Source organism: Roseovarius sp. MS2, assembly GCF_051447875.1.
GTDB lineage: Bacteria > Pseudomonadota > Alphaproteobacteria > Rhodobacterales > Rhodobacteraceae > Roseovarius > Roseovarius mucosus_A.
In genome coordinates this window covers 1,954,819-1,972,192 of record NZ_JBKHVF010000001.1, presented here as the reverse complement: position 1 = coordinate 1,972,192, position 17,374 = coordinate 1,954,819, and the positions used below count along the sequence as shown (strand labels likewise).

General features: G+C 59.3%; 16 protein-coding genes. 5 read left to right on the top strand and 11 right to left on the bottom strand.

What is annotated here, in order from left to right; all coding sequences use genetic code 11:
- The 4 genes from urtC to ACLGGT_RS09670 form a co-directional block, all read right to left on the bottom strand.
- Complete coding sequence (gene urtC, locus ACLGGT_RS09685; RefSeq protein WP_081506921.1) at window positions 1-1,113, bottom strand: urea ABC transporter permease subunit UrtC; 1,113 nt, start codon at window positions 1,111-1,113, stop codon at window positions 1-3.
- 10 nt (window positions 1,114-1,123) lie between these two features.
- Window positions 1,124-1,993, bottom strand: coding sequence for an urea ABC transporter permease subunit UrtB (urtB, locus tag ACLGGT_RS09680; protein WP_437195884.1), 870 nt, complete (start codon window positions 1,991-1,993; stop codon window positions 1,124-1,126).
- A gap of 85 nt (window positions 1,994-2,078) precedes the next feature.
- The gene (locus ACLGGT_RS09675; RefSeq protein WP_037297995.1) at window positions 2,079-3,314 is read right to left on the bottom strand and encodes a transporter substrate-binding domain-containing protein; all 1,236 of its coding nucleotides are present in this window, start codon (window positions 3,312-3,314) and stop codon (window positions 2,079-2,081) included.
- A 662-nt stretch (window positions 3,315-3,976) separates the two neighbouring features.
- Window positions 3,977-4,924, bottom strand: coding sequence for a DMT family transporter (locus tag ACLGGT_RS09670; protein WP_037298130.1), 948 nt, complete (start codon window positions 4,922-4,924; stop codon window positions 3,977-3,979).
- A gap of 156 nt (window positions 4,925-5,080) precedes the next feature.
- On the opposite strand from ACLGGT_RS09670, the gene ACLGGT_RS09665 reads away from it, so the two are divergent.
- Window positions 5,081-6,223, top strand: coding sequence for an HPP family protein (locus tag ACLGGT_RS09665; protein WP_437195882.1), 1,143 nt, complete (start codon window positions 5,081-5,083; stop codon window positions 6,221-6,223).
- A 223-nt stretch (window positions 6,224-6,446) separates the two neighbouring features.
- Here ACLGGT_RS09665 and ACLGGT_RS09660 read toward each other — a convergent pair whose 3' ends face one another.
- From ACLGGT_RS09660 to ACLGGT_RS09630, 7 genes are all read right to left on the bottom strand, one after another.
- Window positions 6,447-7,016 (bottom strand): hypothetical protein, encoded by a 570-nt coding sequence (locus ACLGGT_RS09660; protein ID WP_437195880.1) that lies wholly within the window; start codon window positions 7,014-7,016, stop codon window positions 6,447-6,449.
- Window positions 7,017-7,024: 8 nt separating this feature from the next.
- Window positions 7,025-7,327, bottom strand: a complete 303-nt coding sequence (locus ACLGGT_RS09655) for an SH3 domain-containing protein (protein ID WP_437195878.1) — start codon at window positions 7,325-7,327, stop codon at window positions 7,025-7,027.
- A gap of 87 nt (window positions 7,328-7,414) precedes the next feature.
- On the bottom strand, window positions 7,415-8,185 hold the full coding sequence (locus tag ACLGGT_RS09650; RefSeq protein WP_081506925.1) for an SDR family NAD(P)-dependent oxidoreductase: 771 nt from the start codon (window positions 8,183-8,185) through the stop codon (window positions 7,415-7,417).
- Between the two features lie 4 nt (window positions 8,186-8,189).
- Window positions 8,190-8,996, bottom strand: a complete 807-nt coding sequence (locus tag ACLGGT_RS09645; protein WP_437195876.1) for an ABC transporter permease — start codon at window positions 8,994-8,996, stop codon at window positions 8,190-8,192.
- 7 nt (window positions 8,997-9,003) lie between these two features.
- Window positions 9,004-9,861 carry an ABC transporter permease gene (locus tag ACLGGT_RS09640; protein ID WP_437195874.1) on the bottom strand — a complete coding sequence of 286 codons (858 nt, stop codon included), beginning with the start codon at window positions 9,859-9,861 and terminating at the stop codon, window positions 9,004-9,006.
- A gap of 17 nt (window positions 9,862-9,878) precedes the next feature.
- A complete protein-coding gene (locus ACLGGT_RS09635) occupies window positions 9,879-11,033 on the bottom strand; it encodes an ABC transporter substrate-binding protein (RefSeq protein ID WP_437195872.1) in 1,155 nt (384 codons plus the stop codon).
- 41 nt (window positions 11,034-11,074) lie between these two features.
- Window positions 11,075-12,259 (bottom strand): ABC transporter ATP-binding protein, encoded by a 1,185-nt coding sequence (locus ACLGGT_RS09630; RefSeq protein WP_437195870.1) that lies wholly within the window; start codon window positions 12,257-12,259, stop codon window positions 11,075-11,077.
- Window positions 12,260-12,357: 98 nt separating this feature from the next.
- On the opposite strand from ACLGGT_RS09630, the gene ACLGGT_RS09625 reads away from it, so the two are divergent.
- The 4 genes from ACLGGT_RS09625 to ACLGGT_RS09610 all read left to right on the top strand — a co-directional run bounded on the left by ACLGGT_RS09625 (window position 12,358) and on the right by ACLGGT_RS09610 (window position 17,370).
- Complete coding sequence (locus tag ACLGGT_RS09625; RefSeq protein WP_437195868.1) at window positions 12,358-13,161, top strand: response regulator transcription factor; 804 nt, start codon at window positions 12,358-12,360, stop codon at window positions 13,159-13,161.
- Window positions 13,162-13,270: 109 nt separating this feature from the next.
- Window positions 13,271-14,371, top strand: coding sequence for a mandelate racemase/muconate lactonizing enzyme family protein (locus tag ACLGGT_RS09620; protein WP_375554269.1), 1,101 nt, complete (start codon window positions 13,271-13,273; stop codon window positions 14,369-14,371).
- Window positions 14,372-14,452: 81 nt separating this feature from the next.
- The gene (locus ACLGGT_RS09615; protein ID WP_151977005.1) at window positions 14,453-15,931 is read left to right on the top strand and encodes a PLP-dependent aminotransferase family protein; all 1,479 of its coding nucleotides are present in this window, start codon (window positions 14,453-14,455) and stop codon (window positions 15,929-15,931) included.
- 179 nt (window positions 15,932-16,110) lie between these two features.
- A complete protein-coding gene (locus tag ACLGGT_RS09610) occupies window positions 16,111-17,370 on the top strand; it encodes an NAD(P)/FAD-dependent oxidoreductase (RefSeq protein ID WP_037298122.1) in 1,260 nt (419 codons plus the stop codon).
- Window positions 17,371-17,374 lie beyond the last annotated feature (4 nt).

Below are 17,374 nucleotides of genomic sequence, written 5' to 3'. Positions count from 1 at the left end.
CTATCGCTCCTGTCCAGATTTGACCGGCTGCGCGCCGCGATTTGGGGTGGAAGAGGGCGTGCGATCTTTGCGCATGCCCTGGCACAGCCCTTGCCAAAGGTCGCTGATCACCCCGTGAAGCCCACGCGGCATAAACATGACGACCAGAACAAAGATCACGCCAAGCATCAGGTTCCAGCCTTCGACGAACACGTCGGAAAGGCGCCCTTCGAGCAGGTTGACGATAATCGCGCCAATCGCCGCTGCGATGACCGAGTCCCGCCCGCCCACTGCGCACCAGATAACGATGGCCAAGCTGAACGAGACGCTCATGTAAGTGGGCGAGGCGAATTCCAGCACCAGCGTGTAGAGCATGCCAGACCAACCAGCGAGCGCGGCCGAAATACAGAAGATCACCGTCTGGTAATTGGCCACGTTATAGCCAAAGAACCGCGTACGATCGGCATCCTCACGGATGGCGCGCAGGATCAAGCCGAACTTACTGTGCGTGAGATAGAGGCCAAACGTAACCGCCGCCATCAAGCAACCGGCAACAAGGTAGTAAAACCCAACTCCGTAGGTATCGACCGTCCATCCCATCAGGCTGAGTGGGGCCAATCCCGTCAGGCCGTTTTGCCCGCCCGTGATCCCTTGCTGCTCGATCACGACCAGTTGAAACGCCACCAAAAAGGCCAAGGTAATGATCGCGACAAAGACGCCGGCAATTCGCGCGCGGAACATGAAGATCGCAATCAGCCCCCCCACGAATGCCGGCACCAGGAGCCCGGCCAACAGGGTAAAGCCGAGAGAGTGGAACGGAACCCAAAGCAACGGCAGTTCCGGAACATTGTTCCAGCCCATGAAATCCGGCAATGCCTCGCCGCTGGCCTTCAGCTTGAGATGCATGGCCATGGCATAAGATCCCATGCCAAAGGTTGCAGCCTGACCAAGGTTGAGCAACCCCGCGCTTCCCCAAGACAGGGCAAGGGCCAGTGAAACAATCGCCAATGCGAGATAACGGGCAAAGGTATTCAGCTCAAACCCGTCAAAGCCCATCAGCGCGGGAACACCAAGCACGATCACAAGGGCAAAGAGGACCAGTGCCGCGAGGTCATAGTATAATCTGGTTGTCATAGTGCGCTCCTCAACGGCGGGTATTGGATGGGAAGAGGCCACGCGGGCGGAACCGGATCAGGACGATAATCCCCGCAAGGACCGCGATGCGCCCCAACGTGTCATTGAACAGCATTGAGAACAGCGCCGTTGCCTCACCGATAAGAACGGATGCGGTGGCCGCCCCCAAAAGACTGCCAAGGCCCCCGACGATGACGACAAGAAAGGCATCCACCACCAGGCCAGTGCCCATGGTAGGGATTGTGCTGAAAAGCGGGGTGATGAGTGCGCCGGCGATGCCCGCAAGCCCCGCACCATAGGCAAAGGTGAATGAGTATATATTCTTTGCCTCTATCCCGTAGCATTCAGAAATCTTGCGGTTCTGAATGACGGCGCGCAGCTTCATGCCAAACTCTGTCTTGGTCATGAGTGCCCAAGACGCGGCGAGAACGGAAAGCGAGAAAACGATCACAAACAAGCGGTAGTTTGACATGATCAGGCCGCCAATCTGAGTGTTTCCACTCAGGATATCGGGGCCTTTGACAAAGCGCGACTCGGCGCCGACCGACAGACGCACCAGTTGCTGCAGGATAATGCCGATCCCCCAGGTCGCTAGGATCGTGTCCAGAGGGCGGTGGTAAAGGCGTTGCACGATCACCTTTTCGATGATCCAACCCACAGCGGCGACGGCAATAAAAACAAAGGGCAGCGCCACGATGATGCTAAAGCCAGCATAGCTCTGCAGGGCCCATGCCGCATAAGCACCCAGCATCACGAACTCGCCATGCGCAAGATTGATGACACCCATCGCACCATAGATGATCGCCAACCCCAGAGCGATCATGAGCAGGATCGAAGCCATGCTCAGCCCTGCGAATAACTGATTTAGTATCACGTCCATCGAGACACGCCTCTCGCTGGCCCGGCCCAAATAGAGGGGCCGGGCGATCCGTATTCTTGTTGTTGACGACGTTTGGCCTTGCGGCTCAGCCTTCTACGAGGCCCTGACCCGTGCAGCGCTGCCCCTCATAGGCGGCATAAGGCAGGGGTGCGACGCGGCTCTGGGACTGAACCACAACCTCGGCCTGACCGTTGGCTTGCCACTGACCGATCTTGGGCCAGAGATGTGTGTGCAGGTTCTCATCAATCAGCACCTCACCTTGGGGGGCGGTCAGTGCCAGACCAACCGCGGCGTCGCGGATCGCCTCTGGGGTGATGTTTGACGGGTCGAGCTTCTCTAAAGCGGCCTTGAATTGGTACACTTGAAAGTAGGCCGCTTCGCTGACGAAATGCGTCACCTGATCCCCGCCATATCGGGATTTGTATGCCTCGACAAAGCGCTCGTTTTCCGGCGTCTGAGTGCCCATGAAATAGGGCGCGGACGAGAAGTGACCGGCAGCCGCCTCTCCGCCGATGGCCTTAACCTCGACCTCAGAGCGTGTAAGGCTGATGACCGGCATCTTGGCCGGGTCCAGTTCTGCGGCATGATATTGCCGGGCAAAGGCCACATCGGAATCACCGACCACGGTGGCAAAGATCACGTCTGGTTCCTCGGCGCGGATGCGATTGATGACCGAGCTGAAATCGGAATGACCCAACGGCACATATTCTTCATGCACCACCTCGCCGCCATGCTTTGCCAACAGGGTCTTGCAGTAATTGTTCTCTTCCTTGGGATAGACGTAATTGTTGCCGATCATGTAGAAACGCGGCCCGAAATTCTCGATCGCCCAGGGGATCAGATCATCCTGCTGCTGGTTCGGTACAGCGCCGCCATACATGACGTTGCGCGAGCACTCGCGCCCCTCGTAGAGCGTCGGATACCAGTAGAGGTTATTGCGTTGCTCAGTCACCGGCAGAACCGCCTGCCGACTGGCCGAAGTGTAGGAGCCGAACACGCTGACGCATTTGTCGCGGATCATCAGACGACGCGCCCGGTCGGCATAGGTTGCGGGATCAGAGGCGGGATCTTCGATGATCGGACGCAGTTGCATGCCATGCACACCACCGGCGGCATTGATTTCCTCAATCGCCATCAAGGCCGCATCATGCAGCGTGCTTTCGACAACAGCCACCGCTCCGGTGAGGGAAAAAAGCAGACCCACGGGAATGTCGCTGCCCTGCGCTGCGGCGCGGCTCAGCGTCGAAAGAAGTGCCGGGGCGGAAAGCGCACTGCCCATCCCAACCGCACTGACCCCTCCTAGAAAATCACGACGTTTCATTCAGACTTCTCCTCTGTTGGAACCGAGCAGCCGTTTGATTCGGCAACGAAAAAAGGCCCTTCAACGCGGTGTGAACCGCAGTTGAAGAGCCTCTTTGCTCATATTGGCTTTTTAGACTCGCAATTGAGCCTGTAATAATCGTTAAGCAGAACGCTTATTTTTGCAAGATTATTTATTTGTTTAATATCATTCGTTTACACACAGAGTTTTCGCAAAGGTCACTTGAGTTTCTAAAAACTGCACCCGCTCGAAATCTTGATTTCAGAGGTGAAGATTGATCAGAAACACGGCAAGTTTCAGAACTCTTGTCCGTTCAGATTTGAGGCGAAACATCGACAGTGAGGTCGTCACCGCAGGATAGGTCGGGATATCGCATCCGGCTCGTTTTGGGTAATCTTGCCAGAGATCCCCGGGCGTTCTGGAGGTCGCGCCCGGGGATGCGGGGGCACTCACAAACCCCTGCCGACCTAGGAAGGCTTGGTCACTCTAGGCCCGGTTGAGGCCCTTCCATAAAGACAGAATTTGAGTAGAATTTAAAGAGATTTCACGCAAATAATGAGACAGAAAGTCTCGATTATCTTGAAAAAATCTCAGGCGAAAGGACTGAGAACACACAAAGAGCGAGCGGCTCTCATTAAGCTCAACAAGCAATCTTATCCGCGTCAAATCGGTGGCGCGGCGCGTTCGGTCATCAATTGGCGGGCCGTGACCCGTTCGCGGTGGATCATGTAAAGGCCCGAACCGATGATGATGGCGATCCCCGTAAGGGTAAGCGCATTGGGGAAATCGCGAAACACCAGATAGCCCAGCAATGTCGCCACCGGCAGCTCTAGATATTGCAGAGGTGCCAGCGTGGCCGAAGGAGCAAGGGACAGCGCATACGTCATCATCATATGGCTCAGCGTGGCGAAAAAACCGACCCCCAGCAACCACAGCCATGCAATGCCCTCTGGCCAGACCGGATCGAGCATCTCAATCCCCGTGCCCTCGGCCAGTATCACCACCGGGAGGCAGAGCAGGCTGGCGATCAGGCCGGTGTGGAACTGCAACGTGACGGGATGCATCCGCCGTGACAGCCCGCGTGTCACCAGAATGTAGAACGCAAACCCAACCGCCGTGCCCAGCGGAAACAGCGCCACCGCGCCAAAGGCCGCGAAGCTGGGCTGGATCACCAAGAGGACGCCCACAAAGCCCACCATCGCGGCGCCCACGCGGCGCGGGCCAACATCTTCGCCCAAGTAGAACTTGCCGACCAAAAGCACGATGAACGGGGCAACGAACACAATCGCCAGCGCATCGGCCAGTGGCATCACGCGGATCGCAGCGATGAAGCAGAAGGTGGAGACAAAGAGCAGCACCGCACGAAACAGCAGTGCCAGCCAGTGCGCGCGCGGCACCCGCAGGGACAGCCCCATGATCAAAACAAACGGCGTCATCAGCGCGCATTGCACGATAAATCGCGCGGCGGTGATCTGTCCTACTGGTACGCTGGTCGATGCCAGCTTGGCCGCCACATCGAGGAGGGGTGCTGTCACGCAAAACCCAAGCATCAGGGCGACACCCGCTAGAATGCGGTCGGTCGACGGGGAGGCGGAGGAGGTATTGGTCATGGCCATCGCATAGGGTGCTGCCCCGCGCGCGTCTATCCTTTTTGCGACGCATGGCTTAGCCTTGATGTACAGCCAGCCGGCGTGTCGCAGTGTGATTGATTGAACCTGTAACAATCTGGTGAAACTCTGCGCACATCTTTTAGGGGAGTCGCGCAGTTGCATATTCTGAGATCACTCGGCCCAGCCGTTGCCCGGGTTTCCGGCGCGGAGGCTGTGCGCGCAGGCGTTGGAGCGCTCATTGGCCTCGGACTGACCGGGCTTTTCCTTCTGTCGCCACAGATTGATCTCGATCTGGGTCTGTTTCTCGTGGCCCCTTTTGGTGCATCGGCAGTCCTTTTGTTCGCCGTGCCAAATAGCCCCCTTGCACAGCCGTGGTCTGCCATTGTCGGCAACACCGTTGGTGCCATTGTCGGGGTGGCCGTATGCCTTGTCGTGGGGGACATCTCCCTCAGAATCGCATTGGCTGTTGGTCTTGCGATCACGGCGACAATCTTATGCCGCGCGCTGCATCCTCCGGCAGGTGCCGTGGCGATGACTGCCGCCATGTCGCCAGAGGCAATTGAACATCTGGGTTTCTGGTTTGCCCTGGCCCCTATCGCAATCGGAACAACCGCGCTTGTCGTGCTCGCGACTGGATACGCGAGACTTACCGGGCGGCATTATCCGTTCCGGCAATTCGATGATCCAAGCAACCATCGCACAGAAGATCGCAATCCTACAGAGCGGCTTGGCCTTTCAGAAGGCGAGTTGACCAGCATCCTTGAACGCTTCAGTCAATCATTCAACCTCGGTGTCGAGGATCTGGCTCGGCTCATCGGTGCGGCGGAACTTCAGGCCGCTGCGCATTCCGCAGGCCCCTTGACGGCACAGGACATCATGTCGCGCAATCTTGTCACGGCCAATCCAGACACCACGCTTGGTGAGATCGCGGATATCTTCAGAAAGCATCGATTCACGTCGCTTCCCGTCGTGGGACCAGACACAAAATTCCTTGGCGTCATCTTTCAGATGCATCTCATCAGTCAAGCCAGAGAAGATGCGCTGCGCCTGCATCGCGGCTTTTTGCCATCCTTCAAGCGCCTTTTGGACCGTGATCGAGCAGGACCGATGACGGCAAGTGACATCATGAGCGTCGCAGTCCCGCGCGTGACGACCAATACCCCGATCGGAGCACTCCTCCCCATTATGGCGGATGGTGATACTGATGCTGTTCCCGTCATAGAGTACGGAAAAATCGTTGGCATAGTCACAAGAACAGACCTTATCGCCGCACTTGCCCGACGCGCTGCGCGGTCCTGACACATCATGCCTGGGCCTGATGCTGATCTGACGAGTCGCAAGTATGAGGTAAGACAAGAGCAGCGCGGCCCCGGCTTTGCGCAAGGCCTTGATAATACGTAAATATTGCCTACAGAATACGGTGGGGTGGCTTTAAAAATCCAAACTTCGCTTAATGCTCGTGTTAAATGACGATCGCTGCCAAGCCTCTCACCTTTTCGTTGAAGCTTTCGCGATGTAGGCACTAGCCGCAGTAGCGGGATCGCACGTCGCGGCGTTGCGGCACTTCGTAGTCAGGGCCAACTGCACGCCTGTCCTCGCGCGGACGGATTATTGGCCGCGGGAAATCCGGCCGGAAGGATTGGCAGATACGCTGCTCCGTTATCTGCGCTTCTGTACCACGGCCCCGCAGGTCAACGATATGCCCCGCTTTGGTGCCAAGCCCGCGCGTCTCGAACCGCAACACCCGGCGCAGTTCAAAGACGTCAGTGTCAGGCCCCTCACCAAAAAACAACGCCTCTCCCTGCCAGTGCTTGCCACTTGCAAATCGCAGCCGGTATACGCCCGGCGGCACCAAAACTCTAAAAAACGCGCCACCGCGGATATAGGCGGCCAAGGCCTCTTCTCTGGTCTCGGCGTCGATTAAAGTGACGACATGATCACGCCCTGGCAAGGTTTTGACCTGAAGGGGGAAAACGGCTGGCAAGCCGGTCTTGTTCCACAACAGCCCAGCGGGCGGCGGTGCCACATCAGCCGCGCGGGCCCCCGACACCGCAAACCCGAGGCACAGCAGCAACGCCAAGACGATGGGCAAAGCGCTTCTCATAGCTTGCGCAGATAGGCCCAAGACACATGCCCCCGCAGCCCACGCGCCCGCTCCAGTGATACTTCACACCAGCGAGTGCCGCCCGTCTGTTGACAGCTATGCACCCGCAGCACCGTACCATTCGGTAGGCCTACGATCACGTCATAGCCAATACCGGGCCCTGCCCGCATCTTGAGCATGTCGTCGCCCTCGACGCCATGCACCTCAAACCGGCCAAGCGAAGCGGCAGTCGCCGGGGCCGCTCCAAGGAGTGCCCCAGACAGAAGGCTGACCAGAATGATGATAAGAGCCCTGCGCATCGCACTCTCCCGTTAATTGATGCGTTCAGTTCTACCCTCTGACACCCGGAAACGAAATAGCCAGTGCAACCGCGCCGGTCCTTCGACCTAGAGCATCTCTCCGCCGTCGATCACAAGCGCCAGACCGGTCACAAAGCTGGAGCGGTCGGAGGCCAGATAAACAATCCCATGCGCGATTTCTTCGACACTGGCCCATCGCCCCATCGGGATAGACCCGGCAACGTAGGATTCGAGCGCCTTGCGCCCGCCCATCTGCGTCTCGAATCCGGCATTGAACGGTGTATCAACAAAGCCGGGGCATAGCGCGTTGAAGCGAATGTTCTCAGCCGCATAATCCACTGCCATCTGTTTGACCATCGCCACGGCGGCATGTTTGGTCGTGGCATAAGACACCATACCCCGATCATACTGACAGCCCGAATTCGAGGCCGTGACAATCACCGATCCGCCACCCTGCGCGCGCATCGGGGCAATGACCGCGCGCGACAGAACGAAATGCGCCCGCACATTGAGCGCCCAAGCAGCATCCATCTGCGCAGGTGTCACATCCTCGGCCCGCCCCGGTATCTGAATACCCGCGTGGCTGTGCAAGACGTCGATCCGTCCCCAATCCGCGACCACCTGCGCGACCATCGCAGCGCATGCCGCATCCTCTGTCACATCAAGCGCAAAGGCTGCCCCCCGTCCGCCTGCCGCTTCGATCTGCGCCAAGGTCTCTTGCGCCAGTCCGCCATCAAGATCGGTGACAATGACCACCGCCCCCTCGCGGGCCATCGCAACAGCCCCCGCCCGGCCAATCCCTGACCCCGCCGCCGTGACCAGTGCAATACGATCCTTGAGCATCCCTGCCTCCTGCATTCGGTCAGCGCCCTGCGCGCGGCGCACCGGGCCGCAGCAGCACTTGCGCGATGATCAACAGTGTCAACGAGGCCATCATCACCATCGTGCCAATCGCATTGATTTCAGGCGTCACCCCCCGGCGGATCGACGAGAAAATATAGATCGGCAGGGTCGTTTCGGACCCTGCGACAAAGAAGGCCATGATGAAATCGTCAAAGCTAAAGGTGAAGGCCAACAGAAACCCCGCCAGAATAGCCGGGGCGATCTGCGGCAGCGTCACTTGCACAAAGGTCGCCACCGGACCGGCCCCCAGATCGCCAGAGGCCTCGATCTGCGCGCGATCAAAACTCTCAAGCCGCCCGCGCACCAGCAGGATCACCAAGGACATGGTGAACATCCCATGCAGCCCGATAAGCGACCCCATGCCCAAAGACAGCCTGCGGCCACTCATCGCCTCAAGCCACGGATTGATCAGATCGAACACCGTCACCAATGCGATCAGTGTGGCAATGCCGATCACGATGCCGGGGATCATCACCGCAACATGAACCAGCGTGTCGAAAAACACCCGCAACCGCCCCCGCATACCGGTAAGCGCCAGCGCCGCCATGGTGCCCATGACCGTCGCCAACACCGCTGACAGAAACGCCACCTTAATCGAGGTCCAAAGCGCCTCCATCACAAAGGGATTGCTCAGCGCGCGGCCATACCATTCGGTTGAGAACCCCTGCATCGAACTCGCCGACCGCCCGGCAGAAAAAGAGAACAGCGCAATGATCCCGATGGGCAGGTAGAGAAATGCAAAGACGGCAATGGCATAGGCTCTCATAACATCCTCACATCAGCCCGATATCGTCGCGGCCCGCGCCAAACCGCCGGACGGCCCGACTGTAGAGAACGACCACGATCAGCATGATCACAATCAGCGCCACCGCCACTGCCGATCCGAAGGCCCAGTTGCGCGACTGCAAAAAGAGATCGACCAGCGCATTGCCAACAAAGAACACCTTTCCGCCACCCAGAATGGCCGGGATCAGAAATTCGCCGGTCAGCAGGATGAACACCAGCATAGAGCCTGTCAAAACCCCCGGCATCGACAGCGGCAAAGTGATCTGTAGAAAACTGCGCCACGGTGGCGTGCCCAGATCCGCCGCCGCCTCTAACAGGCTGCGATCCAGCTTTTCCAGGGCCACGTAGATGGGAAAGACCATTAGCGGCAGATAGCCATAAACAATCCCAACCAGCACCGCAAAGGGTGTGTTGATCAGCCGGATATCGCCCAGCCCCACCGCCTCCAGCAGCGCCGGGATACCATTGCCCCCAAGCAGATAAATCCACGCATAAGACCGGATCAGGATCGAGGTCCAGAACGGCACGATCACCAGAATAAGCAGCGTCGTCTTCCATCGCGCCGACACTTTCAACGCCAGATAATAGGCCAGCGGATAGGCAATGAATAACGCCGCCAGCGTGCCCAGCGGCGCCAATGTCAGGGTGTTGCGAAACGCGGCAAACCGGGCGGGCAGGTTGGCATATTGCTCCAACGTAAAGCCCGGCGCATAGCCGCCAATCGGATTGCGCTCGCCAAAGGAAAAGACGAGGACGACGGCCAAAGGGAACAAGAGCAGCACACCATACCAGATGCCCGCAGGCATCAGCAGCAGCGCGCGCGCCCGTGTCCGTGTCATGGCCATCGCCCTTGGTCCTCTGATCAGGCTGATTTGAACCGGGCCATCAATTCGGCGCGGTTGGGATCGGTCAGCGTGACCGCCGCGCCGAACTCCAGCGCATTAAGCGCCTCTGCCGCCGGGTATAGGATGGGATCATTCAGCAACTCTTCGGGCAAAAGCGCATTGGTGCGCGCATCCGCCACCGGATAGCCATGCGCCAAGGCCTCACGCGCATTGACCTCGGGCGCGAGCAGATAATCGATCAGCGCATAGGCCGCCTCGCGGTGCGGCGCGCCGACCGGAATGGCATAGTAATCCGACCAGATTTCGCCCCCCTCTTTGCCCAAGGCAAAGGCGATTTCGGGAAGGTCAGTATTGAGCTGCTTGCCATCCCCCGTCCAACACATCGTAAGCCAAGCATCGCCGTTGCGCATTGCAGGCTGATAATCCGAGGAGATCGCAAAGAGATGCGGCTTGACCTCGATCAGCAACTTTTCAGCCTCGGCCAGTTCCGCCGGATCAACCGAATTAAAGCTATAGCCGAAATAGGCCAACGCATTGCCGATGGTGGTCAGTTGATAGTCATGCACCATGACGCGCCCGTCGAACTGATCCTTGGCCCCGTCAAAAAAGGTCTTCCAGCTATCGACCACGCCGCCGGTCTTGGCGGTGTTCGAGGCAATCCCCGTGGTGCCCCAGTTTTTCGGCACGGCATAGACCTTGCCATCAATCGTACCCGCATCGGCAAAGCGCGCATCAAACGCGGCGGGGTCGTAATTGGTCAATTTCGACAGATCCAAAGGCTCGATCAAACCGGCCTCGACATAGGTGGAAATCGCATAGTTGGTTGGAACGAATACGTCCCAGCCCGAACCACCCGCCTGAATCTTGGCCAGCATTTCCTCATTCGAGCCAAACACATTGACCTGAGAGAAAACGCCGGTCTCGGTGGCGAAGAGGTCAAAGTTTGCCGCGTCGTGATAATTGGGCCAGGTTGCCAGAACCACGCGGTCGCCCAGATCCTGCGCCATGGCGCGCCCCGGCAGCAGGCCCGGCAACGCGCCCCCCAGAACCGCCATCGCAGTGCCAAGGCCCGTTGTGCCCAGAAACTGCCGTCGGCTGATCGAACCCTTTTCGTAGCGGCGCAGTTCTTCAATGAATTTCTTGCGCGAAATCGGTGTGTTATCCTGTGTCATCGTCTCGTTTCCCTTGTTGAACGTGGTGCAGTTGTTATCCGTCACTCGTCAGCGGCAAGGACCAATCCGGTGCCCGCCGTCCAGAGGATATGGACCTGATCGCCCACCCCCTGCCCGCCCAAGGCTCTTTCGGCCTGTCGCGGAACATTGACCTGAAGAGGGCCGATGTCGTCGGCCTGCATCAGATATTCGGTATGATCCCCCAAAAAGGTGCGGTGAGTGATCCGTGCCCGCAGCATCGCATCCTCGCCCGGGGCCTCGCCCGGCACGGCAAGGCGCAATGCCTCGGGACGCACCGCAATTTCGACATGGCGACGCGTATCGCCCGCGGTATCGGGGACGAGCACCTGCGCACCACCGGCAAGGGCGATGCGCGCCAGACCTGCCTCCCGCGAGAGAACCTCGCCCTTCAGGATATTCGCCTTGCCCACGAAATCCGCCACATAGCGATTGCGCGGCCGATCATAGAGATCCTGCGGCGTGCCCACCTGCGCAATCCGCCCCGCGCCCATGATGCAAATCCGGTCCGACATCGACAGCGCCTCTTCCTGATCATGGGTGACCAGCACAAAGGTGATGCCAAGGCTGCGTTGCAGATCAAGCAATTCGCGCTGCATCTCGCCGCGCAGCTTGGCATCGAGCGCCGCCATCGGCTCATCCAGCAACAAGAGCTTGGGTTCGTTGATGATCGCCCGCGCCAGCGCCACGCGCTGCTGTTGCCCGCCCGACAATTCCCACGTGCGCCGCGCGCCAAACGCATCCAGCCGCACCTTGGCCAAGGCGGCATCGACCCTCGCGGCAATCTCGGATTTCGCCAGTTTGGGCCGCACCTGCCGCAATCCGTAGCCGATATTTTGCGCCACGGTCATATGCGGAAAGAGCGCGTAGTGCTGAAACACCATGTTCACCGGGCGCGCATAGGCGGGCACACGGCTGACATCCTGTCCGTCGATCCGCACCGTGCCGTCACTCGGGCTCTCGAACCCAGCCAACATGCGCAACGCCGTCGTCTTGCCACAGCCCGATGGGCCAAGGAACGACAGGAACTCTCCACGCCGGATACGCAGGTTGATCCGGTCCGCTGCCAGCACGGCGCCAAACCGCTTGGTGGCCCCGACGAATTCTGCGACGCAATCCTCGTCCGAGGGATGGCCCTGTGTGCTGTGCGTCCCCTGTTCCCGGCTCGCGCCCATCCTGATCCCCGCTTCGGCATTCGCATCCAGCATGCCGGTCCTCTCGTGTTGCCGCGCCCCTGCGCCTATGCCATACAATCACAAAACGGTAAGAAAATCGCGGACGGTTGTATATATCATAAAGAGCATAGATGACGACAAGAACCCAAATGTCAGATTGGTTCGAAACCAGCGCGCGCGCGGTCTCGGCGCTTGGAACGCCCGGGTTTGCCTCGGCTCTCACCACAGCGTTGCGCAGCATCGTGCCCTATGAGTTCACCGTAATCTTTGCCTATTACCGTGATCACAAACCTCTTGATCTTTATGATGATTTTCCCGCTGCCAAGCGCAAGGTAATGGTAGATGACTATCAAGAGGGGCCCTATCTGCTGGATCCCTTCTATCTCAATGCCGCCGCCCCGACGTTGCCCCGTCTCGCACGGTTGCGCGATCTGGCACCGGATCGGTTCTATCAAGCAGAATATTTCCGCAATTATTACATCCAGACCGGACTTGCCGAAGAAATAGGCTTTATCCTCAACATTGGGGATGAGGTCGGCGTAGTGATTTCCGCCATGCGCGAACACAAGGTCTTCTCTGCCCGCGAGTTCCGCGATCTTGAGGCCGCCTTTCCCTTTGTCGCGGCCATCGCCCAGAAACAGTGGGGTGGCCTGATCACCCAATTCTCGGCACGACCCGAGACAGACGGCCCCCGCCTGCCGCAACTGATCGAAGACGCGTTTCAGAGCTTTGGGCGCAACCTTTTGACCCCGCGCGAGGCAGAGGTGGTGGAATATGTGCTCAAGGGTCATTCTGCCGATGCCACCGGTCGCGCCTTGGGGATTTCACCGGGCACAGTGCGAATCCATCGCCGCAACATCTACGCGAAACTGCGGGTAAGCTCGCAAGGAGAGTTGTTTTCGAGCTTTATCGCCGCATTGTCCGAGCTGGCCTGAACGCGGGGCACATCGCAGATTGAAATGGACTGGCATTTGATCCCAGAGTGGCGCTTGTTCCAAACCGCTTTATCGGCAACGTGAACCCCAAGACCATCGGGAGAGTGACATGCGGATTGCGCGGTTAGAGACTTTTTGCAACGAATTCGTGGGTTTTGTGCGCGTGACCACGGACAGCGGCGCACAGGGCTGGGGGCAGGTGTCGACCTATAATGCCGATATTACCTGCACCATCTTTCACCGCCAGATCGCGCCGCATGCGCTTGGGACCGATGCACTCGACTTTGCCGATACTCTTGATCTGATTTATGAACGCGAGTTGAAATATCCCGGCAGTTACCTGCGCCGCGCCATGACCGGGCTTGATACCGCGCTGTGGGACATGCGCGGCAAGTTAGAGGGCAAGCCGGTTGCAACCCTGCTTGGTGGCTCTCCTGGGCCGGTGCGCGCCTATGCCAGTTCCATGCGCCGCGACATCACCCCCGAGGATGAGGCCGAGCGTTTTTGCCGTCTGCGGGATGACAAGGGGTTTACCGCCTTCAAATGGCGCGTTGGTGCAGAGGCCGGGCGCGACCACGACGAATGGCCAGGCAGAACCGAAGCCGTGGTGCCGACCGTGTCGCGGGCTTTGGGGGACGGCATCGAAAAGCTGGTCGATGGCAATTCCTGCTATTCTCCCGCCCGCGCCATCGAGGTGGGCAAACTGCTGCAGGACAACGGCATCGGGCATTTTGAAGAGCCCTGCCCCTATTGGGAATATGACCAGACCGCCGCGGTGCGGGCCGCGCTTTTGCTCGATGTTGCGGGCGGCGAGCAGGATTGCGAATATTCCAGTTGGCAGTTGATGCTGGATCGGGGCGCAGTCGATATCGTGCAACCCGATGTGATGTATATGGGTGGCATGCACCGCACCTTGCAGGTCTGCCAGATGGCTGCGCGCGCTGGCCTGCCCGTCACTCCGCATGCCGCAAATCTGTCACTGGTGACGATGTGCACCATGCATCTGTTGCGCGCCATTCCCAACGCGGGAAAATACCTCGAATTCTCGATTGAGGGGCCCGAGTATTACCCTTGGCAAGAGGGGCTGTTTCTGGGTGATCCCTACCGAATTGAGGGGGGCCATGCCATTGTCACAGACGCCCCCGGCTGGGGTGTCGAGATTTCCCCGACATGGCTCGACTCTGCGACCTATCAAGTCTCCGAGAGGTAAGGACGCCCCGAGAGCGCCAATTGGCTTGCTCGCCCTCAAGATTCATGTACGCTCTGCAGACCAATTGCGTCGGAGTTGCGCATGAAACAAGCCGCAGGGGCGCTTTTGTCCGCGATTCATCTCGACCGCTCGTCGCGCAAGGGCATGAGCGTGCAACTTTACATGGCGTTGCGCGATATCATCTTGTCGGGCGGTTTGCGAGCGGGCGACCGCCTGCCTGCGACGCGCACGCTGGCGCGCGAAACCGGCGTATCGCGCACCACGGTAATCGACGCCGTTGACCGGCTGGTTGCCGAGGGCATGCTGGTGTCGCAAGTGGGCTCTGGCACTTTTGTCAGCGACACACTGGAACATCAGCCCTCAGTGCCCGTGCTGACCACCGCCTCGGATACCACGGCCCAACAGCCCCGCGTGTCCTATGCCATCAACCATGCCGAAAAGAGCTATGCCCAACGCACTTGGTTGCCCCATGAGGCCCGCGCCTTTGTGACGGCGCTGCCGGCACTCGACGCTTTTCCGCTGGCGCATTGGTCGCGGCTTTCGGCGCGGCACCTGCGGGGCGCACGCGGGGCGGTGATGGGCTATGGTCAGCCAAAGGGGTATGAGCCTTTGCGCCGGGCGATCACCACCCATCTGAGCGTGCTCAAGGGGATTCAGTGTCACCACGAGCAGATTTTCATCACCTCTGGCGCACAGCATGCCTTTGCCTTGATCGGGCGGCTGTTGCTCAATCCCGGTGATCGGGTCTGGATGGAAAACCCCGGTGCCTCGGGCGCGCGCAATGCGCTCTTGTCGGAAGGGGCCGAACTGGTGCCGGTCGACGTGGATCAGGACGGATTGATCGTGGCCGACGGCTTGGCCAAGGCCCCGCATTTCCGCATGGCGTTTGTCACACCATCGCACCAACAGCCTTTGGGCCATGTCATGTCTTTGGCACGCCGGTTCGAGCTGTTGCAGGCGGCGGACGCAGCGCAGGCGGTGATCGTAGAGGATGACTATGACGGGGAATTCTACTATGGCAACGCGCCCCAACCGGCGCTGCGCAGTACGGATACCTCTGGCCGCGTGATCTATGTCGGCACCTTTTCAAAGTCGCTCTTTCCATCGCTCCGGCTGGGCTTTGTTCTTGTGCCAGAGCGGATGACCGAAGCGTTTGATCGCATGTTCCGGTTCTGGGCCAGCGGTCCGCCCACGGCAACGCAGGCAACCGTTGCTGATTTCATGGACGAGGGCCATTTTGCCACCCATATCCGGCTGATGCGGCGGCTCTACAAGGCGCGCTATGAGGCGCTGATGGAGGAAAGCCGCATCCTGCCCGACTGTATCACACTTCAGGAAACCGCCAGCGGATTCCACACGCCAGCCTATCTTGCGCCAGGAATTGACGCGCAAGCGGTCGTGGCACAGGCGGCGGAACGCGGCGTTGTTCTGGCCCCGCTTTCGAAATACTGCCTCAGCCCGATTGACCGATCCGGCCTAGTCTTCGGATTTGGCAGCGCAGCCCCCGAGGACATTCGGCGCGGGATGGAAACCCTACGGACCCTACCTGCCCTGAGGTGAAATTGGTCTGATTTTTTTGTCAAATTGGATATGAAAGAACGTCCAATTCTGCCCTAGCGTTAGACCTTGCATCTGTAGGGTGCCACATTGGCTTGCCCTGCGAACGGAGTAACGCGATGGACCGCACTTCACCCGGATCGACTCGGCACCATCCCTATTGGCATGATCAGGTTGGCCCGATGCCTGTGTTACCTGTGGATCCGCCGCGTGATGCGGATGTGCTGATCGTGGGGTCGGGCTATACCGGGCTGAGCGCGGCTATCGCTACGGCGCGTGGCGGTCGCAAAACGGTGGTGATCGACGCCGAGGCCGCAGGCTTTGGATGCAGCACCCGTAATGGCGGACAGATCAGCACCAGCGTAAAGCCATCACTGGAAAAGCTGACCGCCAAATTTGGGGCACAAAAGGCCCGCGCGCTGCGTGGCGAGGGAGAGCGGGCGCTGAAATGGATCGGTGAGTTCATCGACCAAGAGGGGATAGCCTGTGACTTCAAGCGCGTTGGCCGGTTTCACGCCGCGCACACCCCCGCACATTACGAAATGTTGGTGCGCGACGCGGAACAAATGCACAAAGGCGAAGGCATCGAGAGCTTTGCCGTGCCCCGCGCCGAACAGCATCGCGAGATGGGCACAGATTTCTATCACGGCGGGGTGGTGTTTACGAAACACTGCGCGCTGCATCCCGCCAAATATCATCGTGGCCTGTTGATGGCGGCACTCAACGCTGGCGTCGAGGTGGTTGCGCATTGCCCCGTTGGAAAGATTGAGAATACAGGATCCGGCTTTCGCGTGCAGACCGCCAAGGGCGAGGTCCGGGCGCGGGATGTGATCGTTGCCACCAATGGCTATACCGGCGCGTTGACCCCGTGGATGCAACGGCGGGTGATCCCAATCGGCAGCTACATCATTGCCACAGAAGAATTACCAGAGAGCCTGATCGACGAGTTGTTCCCGACCGACCGGATCGCCAGCGACACCTGCAAAGTGCTCTATTATTACCGCGCTTCACCGGATCGGCGGCGTGTCCTGTTCGGCGGCCGCGTCTCTGCGGCGGAAACCGATACGTCGGTCAGCGCGCCGCTCTTGTTTGAAAGCATGACCCGCATTTTTCCGCAATTGAAGGACTGCGCAATTTCGCATTCCTGGCATGGCACGGTGGCCTATAGTTTCGATGAGTTGGCACATACCGGCGTTCACGACGGGGTGCATTACGCCATGGGCTATTGCGGGTCTGGTGTGTCGATGGCGGGATATCTGGGCATGCGCACCGGCCAAAAGGTGCTGGGCCTCGCCGAGGGCAAGACCGCCTTTGACGACGTGCCACACCCGACCCGACCGCTTTATACAGGCAAGCCGTGGTTTCTTCCTGCAACGGTCGCTTGGTATCGCTGGATGGACAAGAGACAGACCCGGCGGGCGATGGTCGCGGATCCATCCTGACTTT